General features: G+C 66.4%; 21 protein-coding genes. 8 read left to right on the forward strand and 13 right to left on the reverse strand.

Translation table 11 applies throughout. The annotated features are described in order from the left end of the window. Positions 1-6: 6 nt before the first annotated feature. Positions 7-702 carry a hypothetical protein gene (locus KT882_RS25580; RefSeq protein ID WP_228893613.1) on the forward strand — a complete coding sequence of 232 codons (696 nt, stop codon included), beginning with the start codon at positions 7-9 and terminating at the stop codon, positions 700-702. Positions 703-739: 37 nt separating this feature from the next. Here KT882_RS25580 and KT882_RS25585 read toward each other — a convergent pair whose 3' ends face one another. Together KT882_RS25585 and KT882_RS25590 are read right to left on the reverse strand one after the other, a co-directional pair. Beyond that, complete coding sequence (locus KT882_RS25585; RefSeq protein WP_228893614.1) at positions 740-1,048, reverse strand: DUF1272 domain-containing protein; 309 nt, start codon at positions 1,046-1,048, stop codon at positions 740-742. A 64-nt stretch (positions 1,049-1,112) separates the two neighbouring features. Next, positions 1,113-1,928 (reverse strand): LamG-like jellyroll fold domain-containing protein, encoded by an 816-nt coding sequence (locus KT882_RS25590; RefSeq protein WP_228893615.1) that lies wholly within the window; start codon positions 1,926-1,928, stop codon positions 1,113-1,115. 210 nt (positions 1,929-2,138) lie between these two features. Here KT882_RS25590 and KT882_RS30680 point away from each other — a divergent pair, with 210 nt between their 5' ends. The 3 genes from KT882_RS30680 to KT882_RS25600 are packed head-to-tail and all read left to right on the forward strand — an operon-like array spanning position 2,139 to position 6,625. Further along, positions 2,139-2,273 (forward strand): hypothetical protein, encoded by a 135-nt coding sequence (locus KT882_RS30680; protein WP_260048860.1) that lies wholly within the window; start codon positions 2,139-2,141, stop codon positions 2,271-2,273. Further along, positions 2,273-3,349 carry a rod shape-determining protein RodA gene (gene rodA / locus KT882_RS25595; protein ID WP_228893616.1) on the forward strand — a complete coding sequence of 359 codons (1,077 nt, stop codon included), beginning with the start codon at positions 2,273-2,275 and terminating at the stop codon, positions 3,347-3,349. Before KT882_RS30680 ends, rodA begins: the two co-directional genes overlap by 1 nt. 3 nt (positions 3,350-3,352) lie before the next feature. Then, positions 3,353-6,625, forward strand: a complete 3,273-nt coding sequence (locus tag KT882_RS25600) for a two-component regulator propeller domain-containing protein (RefSeq protein WP_228893617.1) — start codon at positions 3,353-3,355, stop codon at positions 6,623-6,625. 23 nt (positions 6,626-6,648) lie between these two features. Here the strand turns inward: KT882_RS25600 and KT882_RS25605 are convergent, their stop codons facing one another. The 3 genes from KT882_RS25605 to KT882_RS25615 form a co-directional block, all read right to left on the reverse strand. Beyond that, positions 6,649-7,506 carry a polysaccharide deacetylase family protein gene (locus KT882_RS25605; RefSeq protein WP_228893618.1) on the reverse strand — a complete coding sequence of 286 codons (858 nt, stop codon included), beginning with the start codon at positions 7,504-7,506 and terminating at the stop codon, positions 6,649-6,651. A gap of 112 nt (positions 7,507-7,618) precedes the next feature. Then, positions 7,619-7,906: a HigA family addiction module antitoxin gene (locus KT882_RS25610; protein WP_223149369.1), complete on the reverse strand. Its 288-nt coding sequence runs from the start codon at positions 7,904-7,906 to the stop codon at positions 7,619-7,621. A 7-nt stretch (positions 7,907-7,913) separates the two neighbouring features. Next, positions 7,914-8,192 (reverse strand): type II toxin-antitoxin system RelE/ParE family toxin, encoded by a 279-nt coding sequence (locus KT882_RS25615; RefSeq protein ID WP_161073782.1) that lies wholly within the window; start codon positions 8,190-8,192, stop codon positions 7,914-7,916. 166 nt (positions 8,193-8,358) lie between these two features. Here KT882_RS25615 and KT882_RS25620 point away from each other — a divergent pair, with 166 nt between their 5' ends. Beyond that, positions 8,359-10,014, forward strand: a complete 1,656-nt coding sequence (locus KT882_RS25620; protein WP_228893619.1) for a GMC family oxidoreductase — start codon at positions 8,359-8,361, stop codon at positions 10,012-10,014. Positions 10,015-10,072: 58 nt separating this feature from the next. Further along, positions 10,073-12,205, forward strand: coding sequence for a dipeptidyl-peptidase 5 (locus KT882_RS25625; RefSeq protein WP_228893620.1), 2,133 nt, complete (start codon positions 10,073-10,075; stop codon positions 12,203-12,205). Positions 12,206-12,284: 79 nt separating this feature from the next. Here KT882_RS25625 and KT882_RS25630 read toward each other — a convergent pair whose 3' ends face one another. After that, positions 12,285-13,319, reverse strand: coding sequence for a lysozyme inhibitor LprI family protein (locus tag KT882_RS25630; protein WP_161073409.1), 1,035 nt, complete (start codon positions 13,317-13,319; stop codon positions 12,285-12,287). Between the two features lie 190 nt (positions 13,320-13,509). On the opposite strand from KT882_RS25630, the gene KT882_RS25635 reads away from it, so the two are divergent. Then, entirely contained in the window at positions 13,510-13,950 is a 441-nt protein-coding gene (locus KT882_RS25635) for a hypothetical protein (protein ID WP_228893621.1), read from the forward strand. Between the two features lie 19 nt (positions 13,951-13,969). Here KT882_RS25635 and KT882_RS25640 read toward each other — a convergent pair whose 3' ends face one another. From KT882_RS25640 to KT882_RS25670, 7 genes are all read right to left on the reverse strand, one after another. Next, positions 13,970-15,283: an MFS transporter gene (locus KT882_RS25640; RefSeq protein WP_228893622.1), complete on the reverse strand. Its 1,314-nt coding sequence runs from the start codon at positions 15,281-15,283 to the stop codon at positions 13,970-13,972. A 136-nt stretch (positions 15,284-15,419) separates the two neighbouring features. Continuing rightward, complete coding sequence (locus KT882_RS25645) at positions 15,420-16,181, reverse strand: BON domain-containing protein (protein WP_161073406.1); 762 nt, start codon at positions 16,179-16,181, stop codon at positions 15,420-15,422. A gap of 86 nt (positions 16,182-16,267) precedes the next feature. Next, the gene (locus KT882_RS25650) at positions 16,268-16,966 is read right to left on the reverse strand and encodes a hypothetical protein (RefSeq protein ID WP_228893623.1); all 699 of its coding nucleotides are present in this window, start codon (positions 16,964-16,966) and stop codon (positions 16,268-16,270) included. Positions 16,967-17,076: 110 nt separating this feature from the next. Beyond that, positions 17,077-18,834: a methyl-accepting chemotaxis protein gene (locus KT882_RS25655; protein WP_161073404.1), complete on the reverse strand. Its 1,758-nt coding sequence runs from the start codon at positions 18,832-18,834 to the stop codon at positions 17,077-17,079. Positions 18,835-19,023: 189 nt separating this feature from the next. Then, the gene (locus tag KT882_RS25660) at positions 19,024-20,475 is read right to left on the reverse strand and encodes an efflux transporter outer membrane subunit (RefSeq protein WP_228893624.1); all 1,452 of its coding nucleotides are present in this window, start codon (positions 20,473-20,475) and stop codon (positions 19,024-19,026) included. Positions 20,476-20,503: 28 nt separating this feature from the next. Then, a complete protein-coding gene (locus tag KT882_RS25665) occupies positions 20,504-22,096 on the reverse strand; it encodes a DHA2 family efflux MFS transporter permease subunit (RefSeq protein ID WP_228893625.1) in 1,593 nt (530 codons plus the stop codon). A gap of 7 nt (positions 22,097-22,103) precedes the next feature. Next, positions 22,104-23,189, reverse strand: a complete 1,086-nt coding sequence (locus KT882_RS25670) for an HlyD family secretion protein (RefSeq protein WP_161073401.1) — start codon at positions 23,187-23,189, stop codon at positions 22,104-22,106. Between the two features lie 179 nt (positions 23,190-23,368). Between KT882_RS25670 and KT882_RS25675 the strand changes: the two genes are divergently transcribed. After that, complete coding sequence (locus KT882_RS25675) at positions 23,369-24,037, forward strand: TetR/AcrR family transcriptional regulator (RefSeq protein WP_228893626.1); 669 nt, start codon at positions 23,369-23,371, stop codon at positions 24,035-24,037. Positions 24,038-24,049: the final 12 nt, after the last annotated feature.

The following is a 24,049-nucleotide window of genomic DNA, read 5'->3' on the forward strand; positions in this document are numbered from 1 at the left end:
AGCACCATGGCCAGCGCGCTGGCCGCCGTATTCGTGCTGACCGGGGCCAGGGAGCCGCTCAAGCATGAGCGCTTCGACGAGATCACCGTGGGCCGCATCAATATCGTGGAGCCGGACGGCACCAAGCGCATGGTCATCTCGAGCAAGGCGCAGTTCCCCGGCGACTTCCTGCAAGGCAAGGAAAACGCCCGCCCCGACCGCGCCAACGTCGCAGGCATGCTGTTCATTAACGACGAGGGCACGGAGAACGGCGGCCTGATCCAGCGCGGCACCCTCAGCGCCGAGGGCAAGGTTTCCTCCGGCCTGTCGCTGACCTTCGACCGCTTCCGCCAGGACCAGGCTTTGCAGCTGCTGAACAACGACAGCGAGACGCACCAGCAGACCGCCATCAAGATCAACGACGTGCCTTACTACCAGGTGACCTCGATGGAGGACGTGCGCGGCTTCAGCGCGGAGGCGAAAAAGCTGCCGCCCGGCGAGCAGCAGGCCTACTACCAGAAGCTGTCCGAGCAGGGCCGCCTGAGCAAGAACCGCATCTGGCTCGGCAACACCGGCGACAAGGGCGCGTCCCTGCAGCTGAAGGACGCCAAAGGCCGCGTGCGCATGATGCTGCTGGTTAGCGCGGACGGCAAGGCGGAGATCCAGATGCTGGATGAAGCCGGCAAGGTCAGTAAGACCATCTCGCCGGCCTCCAAGGACTAGCGCCCCGCCGGCGGCGGCAGCGCTGCGGCCGGCAATCTCAGCGGGATTCCGGCGGCAGCGCGGCGATCTGCGCCGCAAAGACGGCGTGCGCGGCCGCATCCACCGGACGGTACTTGGGCTCGGTGCGCGCCGGGTCGTTGCCGAGGTAGTTGTTGTTCTTCCAGTTGCGCACCGGACGCACCGGGCGCTTTTCAAACCCGCCGCCGCAGTTGGGGCAGACATTGGCCAGCAAACCCTCCACGCAGCCGGCGCAGAACGTGCATTCATAACTGCAGATGCGCGCGTCCGGCGCCTCGGGCGGCAGGTTTTTGTTGCAGTGTTCGCAGGTCGGTCTCAATTCCAGCATGGCGGCTCCAAGTTGCATAAAAAGCCATTGTAGCAAGAAGAGCGCGCTGGGACGGACCTCCGGCTTACCGCTTGCTGGCGCGGCGCTTGCGGGCCACGGCCAGCATGCCCAGGCCCAGGCCGAACACGGCCAGCGTGCCTGGCTCCGGCACCATGTGCAGGGCCTGGATTTCAGCCTGGGTCAGCGCGGTGTTGTAAATGCGCGCTTCGCTGATCACCGCGTCCAGGCCGCCGGGGCCGTTGGCGGACGAATTGGCGTGGCGGATGCCGAACAGGATTTCGGTGTCGTTCGCGGTCCAGGTGGCGGCGTTGCCGGACAGATAGCTGCCAATGCTCTGGCCGTTGCGGTAGCCGGTGATCTGCAGCGTGCCGTTGCCGAAGTCCTGGTAGGTGATCGCCATCTGGATCAGATTGCCAGTCGCGCTTTCCGTGTAGCCGGGATTGAAGGTCTGGTTGCGCCAGCCGTTGCTGCTGCCGTTCATCCAGGTGTTGGCCTGGTTTTCGCCATAGATAATGCCGTCGAAGTTGTCGCTGTTAACCTTGTCGATGGTCATGAACGAACCTGCGGTGGCAGCGGCGCTCAAGCCCGTCAGCTCACCCCACACCACCAGCGTCTTGCTGGTGATCGCCGCACCGGTATAACCGGTGGTGCGCGCCCAGCCCAGCTCGGTGGTGCCGTTTCCATCCACGGTCAGCTTGCCGTTGGCGATGCTGGCATTGCCGCGCAGCTCCAGTGCGCCAAAGTTGCCGGTCGAGTCAGCCAGCACATTCGGCCCCTGGAAGGTCCACTGGCCGATAAGCGTGGCGTGGCTGGCGCCGGCGGCGAACAGCAAAGGAAGGCAGAGGGCGAGGCGCGACAGGCAGCGTTGGAAAAGGGACATGGAATTTCCTTCTGGAATAAGTTATTTCCTAAATACAAGCAACTTCCATTCCATGCCACTATACCCAAGGCGCGCAGACCCCGCTGTAAAGTTTTCCGACAAGAAAATAGACGTAATCTCTGGAAATACCTTCCAAGTAGCAAAATGCGCCGAAATTGCTGTAAAGTTTTCCGACATGTTAAAATATTATCTTTCCGAGAGAAAATAACAATGAACCAGCAACCACAAGATCCCCACTTCCGCCGCCGCCTCGCCATCCTGGCGGCCATTGCGCTGGTGGGGCTGCTGGGACTGGCCGGGCGGCTGGTGTGGCTGCAGGCGATCAGCCAGCAAGGCACGCACTGATGCTGCGGCGCTGCAAATCCCTACTGGCGGTACTGGACCCGCAGCTGACGCTGTGCGTCCTGCTGCTGCTGGCCACCGGCGTGCTCACCATGTACTCGGCCGGGGCAGACTTCCCCGGCCGCTTCGCCATGCATCTGCGCAATGTGCTGATCGCGCTGGTCATCATGTGGGCGGTCGCCTGCGTGCCGCCGCAAACGCTGACGCGCTACGCCGCGCCCATCTACGCGGCCGGCGTGCTGCTGCTGCTGGCCGTGTTCATGATGGGCGAAATCAAGAAAGGCTCGCGCCGCTGGCTGTACATCGGCTTCGACATCCAGCCATCCGAAATGATGAAGATCGCCATGCCGCTGATGCTGGCCTGGTTCTTCCACCAGTACGCCAGCCTGGCGCGCTGGAAAACCTTCGCCGTGGCCGCCCTGCTGCTGCTGATTCCCGCCGCGCTGATCATGAAGCAGCCCGACCTCGGCACCGCGCTGCTGGTGCTGGCGGCGGGCGCCTATGTGATCGTGCTGGCGGGCCTGTCGTGGAAGGCCATGGGCGCGCTGGTTGCGGGCGCCGCCGCCAGCATCCCCATCGCCTGGCCGCTGCTGCACGACTACCAGCGCCAGCGCGTGCTCACCATGCTCAACCCGGAAGCCGACCCGCTGGGCAAAGGCTTCCAGATCAAGCAGGCCGGCATCGCCATCGGCTCGGGCGGGCTGGACGGCAAAGGCTGGCTGCAAGGCACGCAGGGCCACCTCGGCTTCGTGCCCGAGCGCACCACCGACTTCATCTTCTCCGTGTACGCCGAGGAATTCGGCCTGCTCGGCATCGCCGTGCTGCTCACGCTGTACTTCCTGCTGATCGCGCGCGGCCTGGCCATCACCGCCGGCGCCACCACGCTGTTCGCGCGCCTGCTGGGCGGCGCCGTCACCATGATTTTCTTCACCTACGCCTTCATCAACATCGGCATGGTGAGCGGCGTGGTGCCGGTGGTCGGCGTGCCGCTGCCCTTCATCAGCTACGGCGGCACCGCGCTCACCACGCTGGGCATAGGCGCCGGCATCCTGATGGCCATACGGCGCCAGCGCGCCTGAACCATGGCCCGGCCAGCCCGCCTCCTGCTTGCATCGCTGCTGCTGGCCGCCGGACTGGCGAACCCGGCGCACGCCGCGCCCGCACCGGTGCGCCAGTTGCGCTTTGAAAACCTGAGCGCGCTGCACTTCACCATGCCGGCCAGCTCGGTACTGGCGCTGGCGCAAGACGGCCAGGGCCTGATCTGGATGGGCACCCAGAGCGGCCTGTTCCGCCACGACGGCCAGCGCTCCACCATCTACCGCAACGATGCCGCCAATCCCCTCAGCCTGCCCGGCAACTACGTCAGCGCCATCTTCCGCGACAGCCGCCAGCGCATGTGGTTCGGCACCAATAACGGCCTGGCCCGCTTCGACGCCGAACGGGGCGCCTTCGTCAGCCACCGCCCGGCGGCCGGCCCCTCGCTGTTCGTACGCAGCATCATCAGCGACGGCAAGGACGGCTTGTGGCTGGGAACGGCGGCCGGGCTGCACCACTTCGACACTGCCAGCGGCCGCTTCACGGCCTATGCGCACGATCCGCAGCGCCCCGGCACGCCGGCCAGCGACCGCGTGGAGGCGCTGGCGCGCGACCCGGAGGGCGGGCTGTGGCTCAGCGTGTGGCCGCACGGCATAGACTACCTGCCGCCCGGCGGCAGCGCCTTCCAGCACTTCCAGCCTGACGACAGCGCCGCCCCGAACGCCAAGCTGAACACCGTCAGCGCACTACTGCTCGACGGGCAGCGCCAGCTGTGGATAGGCACGGCCGGCGGCGTGCTGCGCTGGAACATCGGCAGCCCGTGGGCGCAGCGCGAGCGCCTGCCCGCGCCGCCCGAGGTAGGCGACTTTTCCGTCTACACCATCTACCAGGACCGCAGCGACGCGGTCTGGATCGGCACCCAGCCCGCCGGCCTGCTGCGCTGGGACGCCGCGCAGCAGCAGTTCAGCAGCTACCAGCACCGGCTCGGCGATCCGAACAGCCTGCCGTCCAACCGCATCCCCTCGGTGCTGGTGGACCACAGCAACACGCTGTGGGCCGGCACCTGGGACAACGGCGTGGCGCGCGTGGACCTGGGCAGCCAGGGACTGGGCCGCTTCCTGCCCGCCGCCGGCACCCAGGACAGCGCGCCGCGCGGCAACGTGGTCGGCAGCCTGAGCCACGCGGACGAGGGCCGGCTGTGGCTGGGCGGCCCCAGCGGCGTGCGCCTGTACGATCCGGCCAGCGGCAGCGTGCTGCGCAGCTACCGCCACGATCCGGCCCAGCCCGGCTCTCTGCCCAACGACTTCGTGATGGCGTTGCTGCAGCCGCCCGGCGGCCCGCTGTGGGCCGGCACGTCGACCGGGCTGAGCCGGCTGGATCCGGCCGGAGGCACCTTCCGCGAATACCGCTTCGGCGCGCAGGACCGCAACTTCGTGCGCGGCATCGCCCGCGCCAGTGGCGGCGCGCTGTGGCTGGGCACGGACGGCGGCGTGCTGCGCTTCGACCCGGCCAGCGGCAAGGCCGAAGCACTGCCGGCGGGCCGCGCGCTGAGCGCCATCCACAACGCCGGGGCGCTGCTGGAGGACAGCAAGGGCCGCCTGTGGATAGGCAGTCCGTACGGGCGCGGCCTGGACCTGCGCGGCGCGGACGGCGCGCTGCGCAGCTACCGCAGCGACGGCAAGCCTGGCAGCCTGAGCAACGACTTCGTCAACTGCGTGTATGAAGACCGGCAAGGCCGCGTGTGGATAGGCACGCGCAGCGGCCTGAACCTGGTGAGCCAGCAGGCGGACGGCAGCCTGCGCTTCAGCGCCAGCCGGCGCGACGGCTTGTCCGGCATGGAGATCACCGCCATCGAGAGCGATGCCGAAGGCCAGCTGTGGCTGACCGTCACCGGCGCGCTGCTGCGCTTCGACCCGGCCAGCGGCGCCGTGGCCAGCCACTACGCGTCGGACGGCATCTCCTCGGGCAATTTCATCAACGGCGCCTCGCTGGCCGGTGCCGACGGCACGCTGTATTTCGGCGCCTTCCAAGGGCTGACCATCGTGCATCCGGACGCCATGCGCGGCAATACCATCGCGCCGCAGCTGACTGTCACCGGACTGAGCGTGATGAACCGCTCGCTGGCCCTGCTGCCGCGCCCCGAAGCAGTGGGACTGGAAGGCACGCTCAGCGCGCCCAGCCGCTTGCGCCTGCCGTGGGACATGGCCACCTTCTCGTTGGAATTCACCGCCACCCATTTCGCCGACCCCGAACGCAACCGCTACGCCTACCGGCTCGACGGCCTGGACCGCGACTGGATCGCGGCCGACGCGGCGCACCGCGTGGCCACCTACACCAGCTTGCGGCCCGGCAGCTACACGCTGCGCGTCAAGGCGGTCACCAAGAACGGCGTGTGGAGCGACCAGGAACTGGTGCTGCCGGTGACGGTCACGCCGCCGTTCTGGGCCACCTGGTGGTTCCGCGCGCTGGCGGCGCTGGCGGCCGTGCTGGGCCTGCGCTGGCTGTACCGCTGGCGCGTGCGCAGCCTGCGCCAGCACCAGCTGCTGCTGGAAGGCCAGGTGGCGCAGCGCACCAGCGAACTGGCCGGCAAGAACGAAGCCTTGTCCAAGGCCTATGCGGCGCTGCAAAACCTGAGCGTGACCGACCCGCTCACCGGGCTGCGCAACCGCCGCTATATCGAACAGAAGCTGCCGCCGGAAGTGCAGCTGATACTGCGCCGCCACGAAGCGTCGGCCGCGCCCGCGCCGCGCAGCGCCGCGCTGATCTTCTTCCTGGTGGACCTGGACCATTTCAAGCAGGTCAACGACCGCTATGGCCATCCGGCCGGCGACCACGTGCTGATGGCCATGCGCGAGCGGCTGGCGCGCGTGTTCCGCGACAGCGACTTTTTGGTGCGCTGGGGCGGCGAGGAGTTCCTGGTGGTGGCGCGCGACATCGACCCGGCCGGCGCCGGCGCGCTGGCAGCGCGCCTGTGCGAAGCGGTGGCCGGGCAGCCCTTCGTGCTGGAGGACGGCAGCTGCATCCGCCAGACCTGTTCGGTCGGCTATGCCAGCTTCCCCTTCCTGCCGTCCCGGCCGCGCCTGCTGAGCTGGCAGCAGACCATCAAGCTGGCCGACCTCGGCCTGTACGCCGCCAAGCGCAGCGGCCGCGCCGCCTGGGTGGGCCTGGGCTGCGGCCCGGCGGCCCCGGCGCCCGAACAGGTGCAGCAGATGCTGCAGCAGCCGGGCGGCGCGCTGGCAGCCGGCCACCTAGCCGCCACCGCCAGCATCGCGGACGACGCGCTGGCCATGGCCTGGTCCACGCTGGATCACACCGCGTAGCGGCACACAACGCTGCGCGCCAGCTAGCGCGGCTGCGCGTTCGCCTTCAGCGCCTCGATTTCGAAATCGCCGTCGTCGACCAGGCGCAGCCAGCCGTCGAACTTGCCCAGGCCCAGCGAGCGCGCCATCGACAGCAGCAAGCTCTGGCCGGCAGCGGGACGGTCGGGCTCCAGCTGGTAGACCGGGTCGGCATACGCGGCGGCGGGCGTGGTGATGGCCCAGCCCATGTCCCTGAACATGGCGATGGCGTCGTCCAGCCACAGGGGGTTGATCAGGTTATGGTGCATCAGCATCACCTGCGCGATGTCGCGGCCCGGCAGCTGCTGCGACAGCGCGCGGTAAGCAAGCGCGCGCTGCTTTAGGTGCGACAGATAGGCGGCGCGGATGGGCGCCACGTCGGCATTGGCGTCGGCGCGCAGCACGCGCACCAGCTCGTCGTTCAGCCGCCAGTCGCTGGTGTCCAGGCTCACGTAGGCGTTGCGGTAACCCTGCTGCTTCAGGAAGGCGCGCATGCCGTCGCGCTTCTCCGGCGTATTCCCCTCGCGCAGGAAGGTGTAGCGGAACCACTTCCGGTAGCCCGGCAGCGTGCGGATGATCTGGTCGCAGTCGAGCACTTCCTGCTGGTACTGCGCCAGCGCCAGCTTGGCGCTGTTCAGGTCTGGATGCGTCATGGTGTGGTTGCCGATGGCGTGGCCGGCCTCGCCCCAGGCGCGCGCCAGCGCCAGCCCTTCCGGCCGGTCAGCGCCATTGCCCGCCGTGACAAACAGCGCAGCCTGCACCCCGTGCTTCCTCAGCGCCGCCAGCATGGCCGCATTACGCTGCTGCGCCGACAGGCGCGGCGTGGCCTCCAGATTCGGTCCGTCGTCAAACGTGAAAGCCACCGACTGCGCCTGCGCCGCTTGAATAAGAAGGACGGATAGACAGGCGACGCAACAATGCATCAGATACCGTGAGGGACGTGATTTGAATGGGGAAAGTGAAGACATCCTTGCCTTAAATACTATTCAAGCGCTCAATTGCAGGCCGCGGCTTCTGCCGAGCTTGCGAAAGGTCGTAGCTTGCCTGCATGTGCAGCCAGCTTTCGGCCTCCCCGCCCAGTGCGGCGGCAAGACGCAACGCCAACTCAGCATTGATAGCATCCTGCCCCTGCAGCACACGGAGGAACGCTACGTGCGGCCATCCTATGCGCTCTGCAAAATCCTCACTGGAGATTCCAGTCCCAGAGAACACACCATCCAACAGTACTTCGCCAGGATGAGGAGGATTGTACATCTGCATCATAGCCACCCTAATGATAATCACTGTAGTCTATCAAAACCGCATCGCCGTGCTCGAACTTAAAAATCATACGCCAATTTTTGTCCACCCATACAGCCCAGCAATCCTTCAGTGCCCCCTTTAGCGGATGCAGATGCCAGCCTGGCAAATCCATGCCGATCGGCCCATACACAGTGTCAAGCTTAGCCAATTGCGCACGCAGACGTGGCGCATGGTGGGCTTGAATACCCGCCATCGAACCGGTCTCGAAGAACCGCTCCAATCCCTTATGTCGAAAGCTCTTGATCATAGTCACGAGTGTAGCGCCCCATCCATTGCGCTCCATCTACCGGAAAGCCGCAGCTTGCGCAGCGTCAAAGTCCCGCGCCAGTAGACGTGCTCCCGGGGCGATTGCGGAGGCGGACTGGCTGTGCAACACTGGGGGCGCCGCGTGGCGGCGTCTCCTGGAGCGGAATATGTATGACTACATCATCGTCGGTGCGGGCTCGGCGGGCTGCGTGCTGGCGAACCGGCTGTCGGCCGATCCGGCCGTCAAAGTCTGCCTGCTGGAGGCCGGGCCGCGCGACAGCAGCCCCTTTATCCGCATGCCCATCGGCATACTGTTCCTGATGATGAGCAAGACGCTGAACTGGCGCTACCACACCGAACCGCAAGCGCAGCTGAACGGCCGCAAGCTGTTCTGGCCGCGCGGAAAAACGCTGGGCGGCAGCAGTTCCAGCAACGCCATGATCTACACGCGCGGCCACCGCAGCGACTACGACCACTGGGCCGCCCTCGGCAACCAGGGCTGGAGCTACGCCGACCTGCTGCCCATCTTCAAGCGCTCCCAGCACCACGAACCGGGCGCGGACGCCTACCACGGCAGCGGCGGCCCGCTCAACGTGTGCGCCCAGCGCTCGCCCAATCCGCTCACGCAAGTCTTCCTCGACGCGGGCCGCACGGCCGGCTACGCCGCCAATGCCGACTTCAACGGCGCCAGCCAGGAAGGCCTGGGCCGCTACCACCTGACGCAGAAAAACGGCGAGCGCTGGAGCGTGGCGCGCGCCTATCTGCACCCGGTGCTGCAGCGCGCCAACCTCACCGTGATCACCGGCGCGCACGCCAGCAAGATCCTGATGGACGGCAAGCGCGTGCGCGGCGTGGCCTACCTGAAAAATGGCACGCAGCACGAAGCGCTGGCCAGCCGCGAAGTGATACTGTCCGGCGGTGCCATCAACTCGCCGCAGTTGCTGCTGCTGTCCGGCATAGGCCCCCGCGACGAACTGGCGCGCCACGGGATCCCGCTGGTGCATGAGCTGCCCGGCGTTGGGCAGAACCTGCAGGACCACCTGGACGTGCTGCTGGTGCAGAAATGCACCCAGCCCGTTTCGCTCGGCGTCTCCTGGCGCAACCTGCTGGCGCAGGCGGCGCACACGCTGAACTACCTGTTCCGCCGCCGGGGACCGTTCACCACCAACTCGGCCGAGGGCGGCGGTTTCGTCAAGAGCCGTCCCGAGCTGGCCGTGCCCGACCTGCAATTCCACTTCACGCCCGCCACGCTGGACGGCCACGGCCGCACGCTGGCGCACGCCAGGGCCACCATGCTGGGCCACGGCTACGCGCTGCACGTGTGCGACCTGCGGCCCAAGAGCCGCGGCCGCATCGGCCTGCACAGCGCCGATCCCATGGCGCACGCGCTGATCGAGCCGAACTACCTGTCGCACCCGGACGATATGGAGAATATGGTGCGCGGTGTGAAAGCGGCCCGCGCCATCCTCGCCCAGCCCGCCTTTGACGCTTATCGGGGCGCCGAGCTGCAGCCCGGCGCGCCGGTGCAAAGCGACGAGCAGATCCGCGACTTCGTGCGGCGCAAGGCGGAAACCATCTACCACCCGGTGGGCACTTGCAAAATGGGCCACGACCCGCTGGCCGTGGTGGACGACACGCTGGCCGTGCGCGGCCTGCAAGGCCTGCGCGTGGCGGACGCGTCCATCATGCCCACGCTCATCGGCGGCAACACCAACGCCCCCACCGTGGCCATCGCCGAAAAGGCCGCCGACATGATACTGGCAGCCCCGGCGGAGCCGGCCCGGCCCACGACGGATACATTGGAGAAACATTTGGTCGATTGACAGGTGGCATGGTTGTGTCCAACATCTACGGCTTCGACCCACCAGCCGGACTCTGCACATGACCTCTACCCGATTGCTCCATCCCCTGACCGCCCTGCTGCTGGCCACCGCCAGCCTGGGCGCTGTCCACGCAGCCCACGCCGCCGACGCTACCGCGCCGGCCGCCAAGCACGCCATCACCCACGAGGACGTATGGCTGATGAAGCGCGTCGGCGCGCCGGTGCCCAGCCCGGATGGCAAGTGGGCCGTGTTCGCCGTCACCGACACCGCCTATGACAGCAAGGAGCAATGGTCCGACCTGTGGATCAAGTCCCTGGCCGACGACAGCGCGCCGCGCCGCCTGACCTTCTCCAAGGGCGGCGAAGGCAGCGTGAACTGGTCGCCGGACAGCAAGCAGCTGATCTTCATCGCCAAGCGCGACGGCGACGACGCCGGCCAGATCTACCGCATCGACGTGGCCGGCGGCGGCGAAGCCCAGCGCCTGACCACCTTGACCCTGGGCGCGCGTTCACCCAAGTTCAGCCCGGACGGCAAGCAGATCCTGTTCGTCAGCGACCTGTTCCCCGGCGCCACGGACGAGGAATCCATCAAGAAGATCGCCAAGGAGCGCAAGGACCGCAAATACAGCGCGCGCGCCTACGAAACCTTCCCGCCGCGCTTCTTCGACAAATGGCTGGACGACAAGCAGGTGCGCCTGTTCGTGATGGACGCGCAAATTGGCGCCAAGCCGAAAGACATCCTGTCCGGCAGCAAGCTGGCGGCCATGCCGGGCTTCGGCGGCGGCCAGGGCGACGAAGGCCAGTCGCTGGACGCGATCTGGGCGCCGGACGGCAAGACCGTGGTGTTCTCCGCCTCCACCAACCGCGACGAACTGGCGCGCGCCTCGGCCTACACGCAGATCTTCGCGCTGCCTGCCGGCGGCGGCGAAGCCACCCAGCTGACCGCCGACAAGCACAGCTACAACAACCTGAAATTCTCGCCCGACGGCAAAACCCTGCTGTGCCTGACGCAGGCAGAAACCGAAGGCAAGGTGTACGACCTGGACCGCCTGGCCAGCTTCGCCTGGCCCCTCGCCAGCCCGCAGCCGAAAATCCTCACCGCCGCGCTGGACCGCTCCATCTCGCGCTTTGCGCTGCCGGCCGACGGCAAGCGCATCTACTTCACCTTCGAGCACGCCGGCCTGGAACAGCTGCATTCGATCAGCTACGCGGGCGGCGACGTGAAAGCGGAACCGTCGGCGGCCACCGGCAGCATCAACTCGCTCAACGCGGGCGGCAACGCGCTGGTGGGCGTGTGGGAATCGGCGATCAATCCGCCCGAGGTGTTTGCCTTCAATGGCAAGGCGCCCAAGCGCCTGACCTCCTTCAACGTGGAGAAAGCCGCCGCCATCGACTGGCAGGCGCCCGAACACTTCTGGTTCAAGACCCCGGACGGGCGCCAGATCCACAATATGATCGTCAAGCCGGCCAACTTCGACCCGAACAAGAAATACCCGCTATTCGCCGTCATCCACGGCGGCGCCGCCAATATGTGGCGCGACCAGTTCGTGCTGCGCTGGAACTACCACCTGCTGGCCAAGCCGGGCTATGTCGTGCTGCTGACCGACTACAAGGGCTCCACCGGCTACGGCGAAGAGTTCGCCCGCTCGATCCAGTTCGACCCGCTGAAAGGCCCCGGCGACGAGGTCAACCAGGCGGTGGACGAAGCCATCAAGAAGTACAGCTATGTCGACGGCAGCAAGCTCGCGGCCGGCGGCGCCAGCTACGGCGGCCACCTGGCCAACTGGCTGCAGGCCACCACCACGCGCTACAAGGCCATCGTGTCGCACGCCGGGGAAATGGACCTGGTGATGCAGTGGGGCACCAGCGACAGCGTGTACGGCCGCGAAGTCAACAGTGGCGGCCCGGTGTGGGGCAATCTGCCGGTGTGGCGCGACCAGAGCCCGATCATGCAGGCGGGCAATCATGAGAAGGGCACGGGCTTCAAGACGCCCATCCTGATCACCGTGGGCGAGCTGGACTACCGCGTGCCGGTCAACAACGCGCTGATGAACTTCGCCGCGCAGCAGCGCCTGAACACGCCGAGCAAACTGGTGGTGTTCCCGGATGAAAACCACTGGGTGCTGAAAGGCGAAAACAGCCGCTACTTCTACAATGAAGTGCACGGCTGGCTGGCCAAGTATTTGAAGTGATGGTGTGGCGGGTTACGCGCGGTGCGCTAACCCGCCCTACGGAACACGGCCTTGACGGCCCGTGTTCCTAACCCGCCGCTCAGGCGCCGAACTCTTCCAGCTGTTCTATGCGCCGCTGCGTCAGCAGCGCCTTCCACGCGTGCGGCGCTACCCCCGGGTAGCGCGCCGCGCCCAGCGCCACCCAGGCGTCGCGGTAGGCCAGCCATGCGCGCTGCGTGCTCTTCACGCCTTCCTTCGTCACCGTGCCATAACCCAGCCCCTGCGCGCCATCCTTCTGCGGGTGCTGCATCACGCGCTGGTAGACCTGGTTCAGCTTCTTGTCCAGCTGCTGGAACTGCTGCTCGCTGTAGCGCGGCAGCTTGCCCTTCTCCGCGTCCTGCACGTCGTGCGCAAACAGATCCAGCTCCACCCCGTGCGCCTCGATCGCCAGCGCACCGCGCAAGGTGCCGCTCATATCGGTCTCGTCGCTCGCGCGGTGCGCGGCAAACTCCTCCAGCGCCTGCTGCAGCTTGGCCGCAGCCGCCTGCTGCCCCGGCAGCCAGGTCTTCATCAGCACCGCCAGCTTGCCGGCGCGCGCCTTGCTGTCCAGCCTGTCCTGGATGGCGGCGCACTGCCCGCCCATAAAGCCGCTGGTAATGTCGTCGCACTGGTCGAAAGGCGTGGCTTCATGGTGCTGCATGCGCTCGTTCAAATGCGCCACGCGGCCATCCATTTCGGCCGGCGAGGCCGGCAGCGAGCAGGCGTATTTCACCGCCAGCTCATGGTTGCGCGACACGCCGTAGCCGTTCGCGTACAGCATCATCAGCACGGTGGCGTCGCTCTCGGCGTAGGCGCAATGGCGCACATGCTCCCAGTCGGACGTGGTGGCGTGCGGACGCGCGCGGGTGTCGTAATAGAGGTTTTCGGCGCCGCACTGGCGCAGCGCGTGCAAGGCCCCGCTGGCGGGCAGCTCGCGCGCGGGCGGCTGCACGGACTGCACGCGCAGGCACTGGCGATACCATGCCGAATTGGGATCAACCATGCTGCCCATGGCGGAGGTATTCGGATAATCGGCTTGCGCACCCGCGAGCGCAGGCAGCAGCCCTGCCGCCGCGAAAATTCGGGACCAGCTCATCTAAGCGTCTCCACCACTGTTTTATTATTCTCACAGTATAGTGACGAAACAGCCACAGCACCACGATGATGCAATGTGGCGCCAATGTGACGGACTGGCGGCGTGAATGTGGCGGAAAAGTTACAAAAATATATACTATTTCCCTGTGAGCAAGTTAGAATTAGAGCAACTCCACTACCCGGGAACATCGATGAAACAGCTGTGCGCTGCCTTGTTGCTGACGCTTGCCGCCACCTCCGCTGTTGGCGCGGAAATCGATCCGCAGCAGAAGTCGCCGTGCGCGCAGCCCAACTTCCCGGTCCGCTCCACCACGCTGGAAAGTGTGCGCCTGGTTGAAAAGGCGCTGCGCGAATGGCGCGCCTGCTTCCGCATCGCCGCCGCCCAGCACCAGGGCGTGGACGACATGGTGGCCTCCACCCACGACTACCAGCAGGTGAAAGCGCGGCACGAGGCCTGGGTGAAAGCGACCGTGGAACACAGCAACGGCCAGCCCTATGGCAAGCTGGCCGCCAACCGCGTGGAGCGCGACTTCTGGGAAAACCTGATGGCCAACCGCAGCTACACCGCCGCCAAGCCCCCCTCCCCGCGCCAGGCTGAAGCGGCCGTGCACCAGCCGGCCGGTTCCAATTAAGCGTTTTTACTAAACCCCGCTAGGCAGCCGCTTTCAGCGGCACCGCAGCAGCGGCAGCCTGCTGCCGCCGTATCGCCAGCACCAGCAGCGCCGCCAGCAAGCAGGCCGCGCCCGCCGCGAACAGCGCCGGGTTGTAGGTGAACCACAAAGCGCGTACCCGGCCCGCGCCGTAAGCCGCCACCGCAGCGCCCAGCTGGTGGCCGGCAAACACCCAGCCGAACACCATGCCCGCGCGCTCCTTGCCGAACGTGGCGCCGACCAGCTTCACCGTAGGCGGCACGGTGGCGATCCAGTCCAGGCCGTAGAACATGGCGAACAGCGACAGCCCGTACAGCGTGAACTCCGAGTACGGCAGCCACAGCAGCGACAAGCCGCGCAAGCCGTAGTACCAGAACAGCAGCTTGCGGTTGTCGTAGCGGTCCGACAGCCAGCCGGAAGCGATGGTGCCGAACAGGTCGAAGGCGCCCATCATGGCCAGCACGGACGCGGCCGGCACGGCCGACAGGCCGGAGTCGCCGCATAGCGAAATGAAGTGGGTCTGTATCAGGCCGTTGGTGCTCAGGCCGCAGATGAAGAAGGTGCCGAACAATATCCAGAAAGTGCGGTTGGCGGACACGCTACGCAGCACCGCGAACGGCGTGGCGAAGGTGATTTTCGCCGGCGCGGCGGCCGGGGCTGCGCTTGCTGCCGCGGCGGCCGGGTCCATGCCGAACGGCAGCAGGCCCACGTCCGACGGCCGGTTGCGCATCAGGAAGAAAGCGCCCAGCGCCACCAGCGTGCAGGCAAAGAACACCGGCAGCAGCGCCATGCGCCAGCCGTAGTGCTCGATCAGCCAGGCGCCCAGCGGCAGGAACACCAGCTGGCCGGTGGCCGAACTGGCCGTCAGCAGGCCGATAATGAGGCCGCGCCGCGTTTCAAACCAGCGGTTGGCCACCACCGCGCTCAGCACCAGCGCCGTCATGCCCGAGCCTATGCCCAGCATCACGCCCCACAGCGCCACCAGGTGCCAGAACTCGCTCATGCGGGTGGCCAGCACCAGTCCGGTGGCCACCAGGCCCAGCGCCGTCACCACCACATTGCGCAGGCCGAAGCGCTCCATCAGGATGGCGGCGAACGGCCCCATCAGGCCAAACAACGCAAAACGCACCGCCAGGGCGGACGAAATCTGGTCCACCTCCCAGCCGAACTCCTTGCTGAGCGGCTGCAGCAGCGCGCCCGGCAAGCCCAGCGCGGCGGACGAGGTTAGTGCGGTCAGGAAAGTCAGGGCGACGATGACCCAGGAATAGTGCACGCCGCGGCGTGCCAGCCAGGCGGACAGGGGTTGAGCAAACATGGACGGCCTCATGGATTGTTGAAAGATGCTGCGTCCCACGCATTTTAGATTACGATCATAATTTAAGCAAACAAAAAAAGGCCCGCGCGCGGCGGACCTGAACTACACGGCCGGGGGTGCCCGGCCGCGCAGCCTGCTACTGCTTGATCTGGATGGAGCTTTTCACCTCGTTCACGCCCTTCACGCCGCGCGCCAGCTGCACGGCCTTGTCGGCCTCGGCCTTGGACGGCACGAAGCCGCTCAGCATGACCACGCCCTTCACGGTTTCCACGTGCACATCCAGCGCCTTCACGCCGGGATCGGCGGCCAGGTCGGCTTTCACCTTGGTGGTGATGACGGTGTCGCTCATGGCGTCGCCGGCGGCGGCCGTGGTGTTGCGGGTGGTGTCGGCAGCGGTGCCGGTGGCGGCCACAGTGCGGTCACGCATATTGTCGGTCGCGTTGGCGGTCTTGTCGCGGGCGGTGCCCACGGCGGCGGCGGTGCGCTCGCCTACGGTCGGAGTCGGATCGGCGCGGCGCGCATCGGCGATGGCCTTATCCTTGGCGGACTTGGCGTCCAGCTTGCAGGCGCTCTTGGCGTTGCCGCTCATGTCGTCGCATTTTTCCTTGGCCAGGCCGTACTCGGCGTCCGCCACTTCCTCGCGGGCCTTGCGGATATCCTTGGCGTCGGACTTGTGCTGCGCCACCGCGTCGGCCTCGGCCTTGGCGCGGGCCACTTTGGCCTCTTCCTGGCAGATATCCTTGGCGTTGGCTTTCAGGCTGCTGCACTGCGCCTTGGCGGCTTTGTAGTCGGCGGCGGCCTTGTCCTTCATCGACTTGTAGGCGGCAGTATCGTTGTCGGCCATGGCGTAGCTGCTGCTGATGGCGCCAGCCAGCGCCAGGATTACGAATTTGTTCATGATGAATTCCCCTAAGTGATGGTTAGCGTAGTGATTAAACGCCTGCCGCCCGTTTCACTCTGTACGCTAACCAACACAAAAACTCATCATTCCGCCGCCGCCAGTCCCTGCTTCCACAGGGCCCGCGCCTGCTCGAAAGGCGTGGCGCCCTCCGAGAACACGGCGCCGTCGGCCGCCAGCGCCAGCCAGGCGCCGGTGTCGTGCGACACATGGCTGTCCGGCTGCGCCGCGCGCACCTGTTGCAGCCAGGCATACACCTGCCCATATTGCTCCGGGTGGGCGCCCCGCATCCAGGCCAGCGCCACCAGGTCGGCATAGCCCTCCTCGCGGCGGGTATCGCGCAGTTCCTGGCTCAATTTCTGGATTTCGGGCGGCAGCGCCGCCTCCGGCGTGCGCTGCTGGAAGCCGCTCGGCACCGAGTGCCAGGCCCCCTGCGCATAACGCCAGCAATGCGCCACTTCATGCGCCGTCATGGCCTCTATCATCAGCGCGCGCTGCGCAGCGGGCAGCGCTTGCAGCACGTCCTCGGCGGCGGGGTTGCCGCGCATGGTCAGCACCAGCTTGCAGCGGCCGCCATCAAAGCCCATGGCCAGCGGCACCGCGCCCGGCTGGGCTTGCGGCTGCACGATGATGTCGATGGGAAGCTGCTGCTGCTTGGCGTAAGCCAGCACGGAAGCGCCGGCTTGCAGCCAGCGCGTCTCGACGTCGGTCAGCGGCGCCGCCGAGGCAAAAACCGGCAAGCACAGCAGCGCAGCGGACACAGAACGTAAGATCAATTTCGGCATGTTTCACCCCTCTGAGAGGAAATAATACATGCCGCAAGTCAATTCGTAACAGCTGTTACAAAATATTTGCTTAGTTGAATTGCATATTTTCCAAATTAAAAATTGTCGCTTTAGAATTCTTCCCAGCCGTCATCGGCGCTGGCAACGGCGCGCTTGGGAGACGGCCGGGCCTGCTCGGCCACGGGCTTGCTGGCCCTGGCCGGCGTCGCGGCCGCGAGGCGGGCCGGGGCCGGGCGCGGCGCGGCAGCCGCCGGAGCCGACGGACGGGCGCTGGACTGTGGCCGCTGCGGTACAGCCGACTCATCCAGCTTGAAGATGCTCACCACCTGCGACAGATTGCCGGCCTGGTCCTGCAGCGACGCGGCGGCGGCGGCGGCCTGCTCCACCAGCGCGGCGTTCTGCTGCACCACCTGGTCCATCTTGCCCACCGCCTCGTTCACCTGCTCGATGCCCGAGGTCTGCTCCGCGCTGGCGGTCGAGATCTCGCCCATGATGTCGGTCACGCGCTTGACGCTGTTGACGATGTCCTGCATGGTCGCGCCGGCCTGGTCCACCAGCTTGGCGCCCGCGTCCACCTTCTCCACCGAATCGTCGATCAAGCCCTTGATCTCTTTCGCCGCGCCGGCCGAACGCTGCGCCAGGTTGCGCACCTCGGTGGCCACCACGGCGAAGCCCCGGCCCTGTTCGCCCGCGCGCGCCGCCTCCACCGCCGCATTCAGCGCCAGGATATTGGTCTGGAACGCGATGCTGTCGATCACGCCGATAATGTCCACGATCTTCTTGGACGACTCGTTGATGGAGGCCATGGTGTGCACCACCTCGTTCACCACCGCGCCGCCCTTTACCGCCACCTCGGAAGCCGACAGCGCCAGCTGGTTGGCCTGGTAAGCATGGTCGGAATTCTGCTTGACGGTGCCGGTCAGCTGCTCCATCGACGACGCGGTCTCCTCGATGTTGGCGGCCTGCTGCTCGGTGCGGCTGGACAGGTCCATATTACCGGCCGCAATCTCGCGCGAATTGGTGGCGATGGTCTGCGTGCCCGCGCGCACTTGGCTGACAATATTCACCAGGCTGTCGCGCATGCCGCGCATGGCGTGCAGCAGGCTGCTGTCGTCGCCCGGCTTGGTATCGATGCGCACCGCCAGGTTGCCCGACGCGATGCAGGCCACGATGGAGGCCGCATACTCGGGCTCGCCGCCCAGCTGGCGCAGCAGGCCGCGGCTGATAAACCACGCCGCCGCCACGCCCACGCCGATGGCGATCAGGCACAGCACCACCATGAACACGAAGAAGCTGCGCGCCACGCTGGAGGCGCTGTTGGCCTGCTCCATGCTCATTTTCTCTTCCAGGTCGATCATTGTATTGACCGACGCCAGCCACGCCACGAAGGCCGGCGCAGCCTGCTGCTGCAGCAGCGCGGTCGCTTCCGGCAGCTGGTCCGCCGCGCGCAGCTCGATCACCTTGGCGATCAGCGGCTGGGCCTTGGCCTCGCTGGCCTTGATGCCCTCCAGCGCGCTTTTCTCCTCCGGCGTCACGCCCTTGCCGGACAGGATGATCTGGTCCAGCGGCGCGGCCGACTTGGCGTAATTATCGGCCAGCGTCTTGATATGTTCGACGTGCGGACGGGCCGCAGCGGCATCGGCCGCCAGCACCACATCGCGCAGCGCGATGGAACGGTCATGCACGCTGCCGCGGAAATTGATGGCATAGCGCTGCTTGACGTTGTTCACGTCGCTGATATTGGTCAGGATGGTATCGATCTTCTGCACCCGGTTGATGCCGAGCGCAGTGACGATGATAAGGAGGAGGAAAACCAAGCCAAAGCCGGTGGCCAGGCGGGTGCTGATTTTAGTGCGTTCAATGTCCATGCCGGTATCCCAGTCCTATTATTGACAATCGGAAATAACTGGAAGGAATTTAACACGGATGAAACAATCTTGCAGAGCCCTCGCCGCCCCTTTTCCTAAGCTTTCAGCCGAATCCTACAAGCGACCTGAGCCGCATTCCCCCAACTTCGGGGTCAGACCCCGAAGTTGGGGGAATGCGGCTCAGGCTGCTTAGCGGGAGGCGATGGTGGCGAGGGGGCCTTGGGGCTGCCAGCCGGCGCCGAGGGCGCGGGCGACGGCGACCGTGGCGAGCAGGCGCTGGGTGGTGATTTGCGCGGCGGCGCGGTCGGCTGCCAGGCTGCTGCGCTGTGCGTCCGTCACGTCCAGGTAGGTCGATACGCCGCGCTCGTAGCGGGCACGCGCGACCACGTAGGCGCGCGCGGCGGCTTCGCGCGATTGCGCCTGCACCAGCTCCTGCTTCTGCTTTTGCTGCACGTCCGAGAGCGCGTCGTCCACTTCGCGCAGCGCGGTCAGGAGCTTGCCTTCGTGGTTGGCTACTGCTTCTTCGTAGCGCGCCTTGGCCAGCGCCAGGTTGGCGCGGTTGCGGCCACCGTCGAAGATCGGCAGCGACAAGGCCAGCGGGCCGATGCTGAACTGCCGCGAGCCGCCCTTGGCGATCTCGCTCAGGCTCTCGGAGGCGAAGCCGAAATTGCCGGTCAGGCTGATCGACGGGTAGAACCCGCCTTCGGCCACGCCAATCTGGGCGTTGGCGGCGCGCAGCGTGGCGACGCTGCCGGCCAGGTCGGGCCGCTGCGACAGCAAACTGGCCGGCAGGCCCACCGGTATCGCCGGCGGCTGCGGCAGGCCGGCCGCCGCAGCGGCGGGCAGCCGCATGGCCGACGGCGAGGCGCCGGTCAGCGTGGCCAGGCTGTGCTCGAGCGTGTTGCGCTGCCGTTGCACTTCCTGCAGATCCGCTTCGGCGTTGGCGCGTTCGATGCGCGCGCGCGACGTGTCCAGCTCATTCGACAGGCCCGCATTGAAGCGCGCGTTGACCAGTTCCTCCGTTTCGCGGCGGCTGTCCAGCGCTCCGTTCAGGATGGCGGCCTCGGTGTCCAGCCCGCGCAGCTGCCAGTAGGTGGTCGCTACTTGCGAGGACAGCAGCAGCAGCACGCCGTCGCGGTCCGCTTCGGCGGCCAGCGCCTGCGCGTCCGCTGCTTCGACCATGCGGCGCACACGGCCCAGCAAGTCAACTTCGTAGGACATCGACGCGCCCAGCGAGTAGTTGTTGCCGTGGATGGAGCGGTTGCCCAGCGCCAGCCCTTGCGAGGTGTTGGCCGAGGTGCGCGAATTCGATACGCCGCTGTTCACGCTCAGCGACGGCGATTCGCTGGCGCGCGCCAGTCCCAGTTGCGCCTGCGCCTGCAGCAGGCGCTGCGCGGCGGCTTTCACGCTGGGGTTGTCGCGCAGCGCGCTTTGTTCCAGGCGGTTTAGCGTGTCGTCGCCGTAGATGGTCCACCATTGCGCGGGCAGGCGGGCCTCGCTTTGCGCGCCCGCCGGGGCGTGGCGGAAGCCTGCGTCGGCCACGTTCTTCGGCGCGCTGAAATCGGAACCCACGGTGCTGCAGCCTGCCAGCGCCAGCCCAACGGCGGCGGCCAGCGTGATTTTTTTGAATGAACTGAACATATCGTTTATACCTTTTCGTCTGGTGTTCTTAGTGCGCGCCGCCACCGCCGCCCGGGGACTTGACCTTGTCGGACATCCACAGCACCGGTATGCAGGCCAGCAGGATCGCGCTGACGATGAAGAAGCCGTCGTTATAGGCCATCACATAGGATTCGCGCCGCACGATGCCGTCGATCGCCTTCAGCGCCTGCTCGCCCGCCATGGCCGCTTCGTAGCCCTTGCTGATGAAGGACTGCGTCAGCGCGGCGATGCGCTCTTGCGCGGCCGGTGCGAAGGAGTTGACCGCTTCGCCCAGGCGCTGCGAGTGGAAGTGCTCGCGCTGCGACAGCGAGGTGGCCAGCAGCGCGATACCGATCGAGCCGCCCAGGTTGCGCGTCATGTTGAACAGGCTCGATGCGGAGGCCATGTCTTTCGGTGCGATGCCCTGCATGGCGAAGTTCGACAGCGTCAGCATCACGAAGGGCTGGCCCAGCGAACGCACCACCTGCGATGCCAGCAGCTGGTCGTAGCCGGTGGTCGCGTCCATATACGCGTTCATCAGGCAGGACACGCCGAACATCAGCAGCCCGAAGGAGCACAGGATGCGGTTGTCCACCTTGCCCGACAGCTTGGCCACGAAGGGCATGATGAACAGCTGCGGCAGGCCGGCCCACATGATGACTTCGCCGATCTGCATCGGCGAGTAGCCGGCGATCTGGCCCAGGTACAGCGGCAGCAGGAAGGACGAGCCGTACAGCGCCATGCCGAACACCGCCGACAGCGCGGTGGCGACCAGGAAGTTGCGCTGGCCGTACAGCGCCAGGTTGACGAAGGGGTTGGCGCGCGTGGCGCTGGTGACCACCCAGCCCAACAAGCCCGCCAGCGCCAGCGCGGCGAAGGTGATGATGAAGCCGGAGTCGAACCAGTCCTTGCTGTTGCCTTCTTCGAGGAAGATGGTGAGGCAGCCCAGGCCCAGCGCCATGAAGCCTATGCCCAGCCAGTCGGTCTTGAGCAGGTCGCCCCACTTGGTTTTCTCGGTGTCGAGGCCATAAGCCACGCCTGCGATCAGCAGCAGGCCGGGCACCCAGTTGATGTAGAAGATGGAAGGCCAGCCGTAGATTTCGCTCAGGTAGCCGCCCAGCGTGGGACCCATGGAGGGCGCCAGCGTGGCGGTCAGGCCGAAGATGGCCATGCCGGCGGCGCGCTTGGACGGCGGCAGCTTGAGCATCACCAGCGTGAACGCCATGGGGATCAGCGCGCCGCCGGTAAAGCCTTGCGCCATGCGGAACACGATCATGCTTTCCAGGTTCCAGGCCGCGCCGCACAGGGTGGAGAACAGCAGGAACAAGGCGGTGGTGCCCATCATGTAGCGGCGCGCACCGAACACGCGCGTGAGCAGCGCGGTCAGCGGAATGACGATGATCTCGGCCACCAGGTAGGCGGTGGAGATCCACGAGCCTTCTTCCTGGGTGGCGGACAGGCTGCCGAGGATGTCCTTCAGCGAGGCGTTGGTGATCTGGATGTCCAGCACCGCCATGAAGGCGCCCAGCATGCCGGCGCCGACAGCGATCCAGGTGCGCAGGTCGACCTTCTGGCCGTTCTGCGGCAGCGCCGGGGCTTGGTTGATAGTGGTGCTGCTCATGGCTTAATTACAGTTCGACTTCGGCGATGGCGGACATGCCGGGCACCAGGCGGCCGCTCAGCGCTTTCACGTCTTCCGGCTTGAAGGTGACCTTCACCGGCACGCGCTGCACGATCTTGGTGAAGTTGCCGGTGGCGTTATCGGCCGGCAGCAGCGCGAACTGGGCGCCGGAGGCGGGCGCGAAGCTGTCCACGCGGCCGACCAGGGTTTTGCCCGGCATGGCGTCGATGGTGACGTGCACCGGCTGGCCCACTTTCAGGTCGGCCAGCTGGGTTTCCTTGAAGTTGGCGGTGAGCCAGACGTTGTCCTGCACGATGGCGGTCAGCTGCTGGCCCGGCTGCACGCGCTGGCCCACTTCCAGCGAGCGCTTGCCGATGCGGCCAGTCACCGGTGCCAGGATGCGGTTGTAGGCCAGCTGCTGCTGGGCGTCCTTGAGCTGCACGCGCAGCACTTTCACTTGCGCCTTCAGCACGTCGCGCGCGGCGGCGGCGGCGGTGGTCTGGGCCTTGGCGGCGGCGGCGCTGTCCTTGCGCGCGGCCAGGTCGGCCACGGCGCTGGAGCGGCCTGCGTTGGCGGCGTCCAGTTCAGCCTTGGAGACGGCTTTCATCTGGCTGTTGTACAGCTGGCCGTAACGCTCGGCGTCCTGCCTGGCGCGCAGCAGCTGCGCTTCGGACTGCGCCACTTGCGCGGCGGCGGCGCCGGCCTGCGCGTTCACTTGCGCGATCTGCGCTTCCGACTGCAACACTTGCTGCTCGGCGGTGGCGATCTGCGCTTCGATCTGCTCCACTTTCACGTGCTGGTCGAACGGGTCCAGTTCGGCGATCACGTCGCCCTGCTTTACCAACTGGTTGTCTTCGATCAGCACCTTGGTCACCACGCCGGAGATGCGGGCAGACACCGGATGCACGTGGCCGGCCACGTAGGCGTTCTCGGTTTCCACGAAATGATGGCTGCGGTACCACATGCGCGCACCGGCGCCGATGGCGGCCAGCGCGATCAGGCCGGCGATCACCAGCACGCGGCGGTTCGGCGGCGTGGCGGCGGGGGCGGCAGGGGCTGCGCTCAGCATTTTTTGCTCTGCTTGGTTGGACATGTAGTGCTCCGGGATAATGAAATGGGATAGGTGCATTATTCGCCAAGTCCCAGTCCAAGTCAAGAAATGAAACGATTGCATTTCATTTTAATTTGGACTACAGTCCCCATCTGTTAAGATCTCGATCAAATCCATCGCTAGCTGCCATGACGCCCGCCAGTCCAGAAAAATTATCCTTATTGCCAGAACCCGAGCTGTTCGGCCTGCCCCTGTGCCCCGCCAAGACGGCGGGCCGGCCGCGCGCGTCCGAAGCCGAGGCGCGCACCCAGGAGCTGGTGGAAATCGCCGCCCGGCTGTTCCTGGAAAAGGGCTATAGCAAGGTCAGCCTGGAGATGATCGCCAAGCAGGCGCGCGTGGCGGTACGCACCATCTACGTGAAATTCGGCGGCAAGGCCGGCCTGTTCACGGCCGTCATCAATGCCGGCTGCGCGCACTTCTTCGCCACCATGCACGATATGGAAACCTCGGTGCGCCCGCTGCGCGAGATCCTGCTCGACTTCGGCCTGCGCTTCGGCCAGCTGGTGGCCTCACCGCAGGTGCTGGCCGTGCACCGCATGGTGATCGCCGAGTCCATGTCCAACCCGGAACTGGCGCAGGCCTTCTTCGAGGCCGGCCCAAGGCAGACCCGCGAGGCGCTGCAGCGCTTCTTCGCGCGCCCCGACATCCGCAGCCAGCTGCGCGGGGACATGACGCCGGAAGCGCTGACCGTGCATCTGCTGAACTGCATCATGGGCGACCAGCTGAAACGCTATCTCTTCGTCATCAATCAGACCCTGCCCATGCCCGACGTGCTGCGGCAGGTGGAGGTGGGCGTGGACCTGTTCCTGGGCGGCGCCTTGCAAAAGTAGAGTCAGTAGAAA

This window comes from Pseudoduganella aquatica (genome assembly GCF_020865585.1).
Classification (GTDB): domain Bacteria; phylum Pseudomonadota; class Gammaproteobacteria; order Burkholderiales; family Burkholderiaceae_D; genus Rugamonas; species Rugamonas aquatica_A.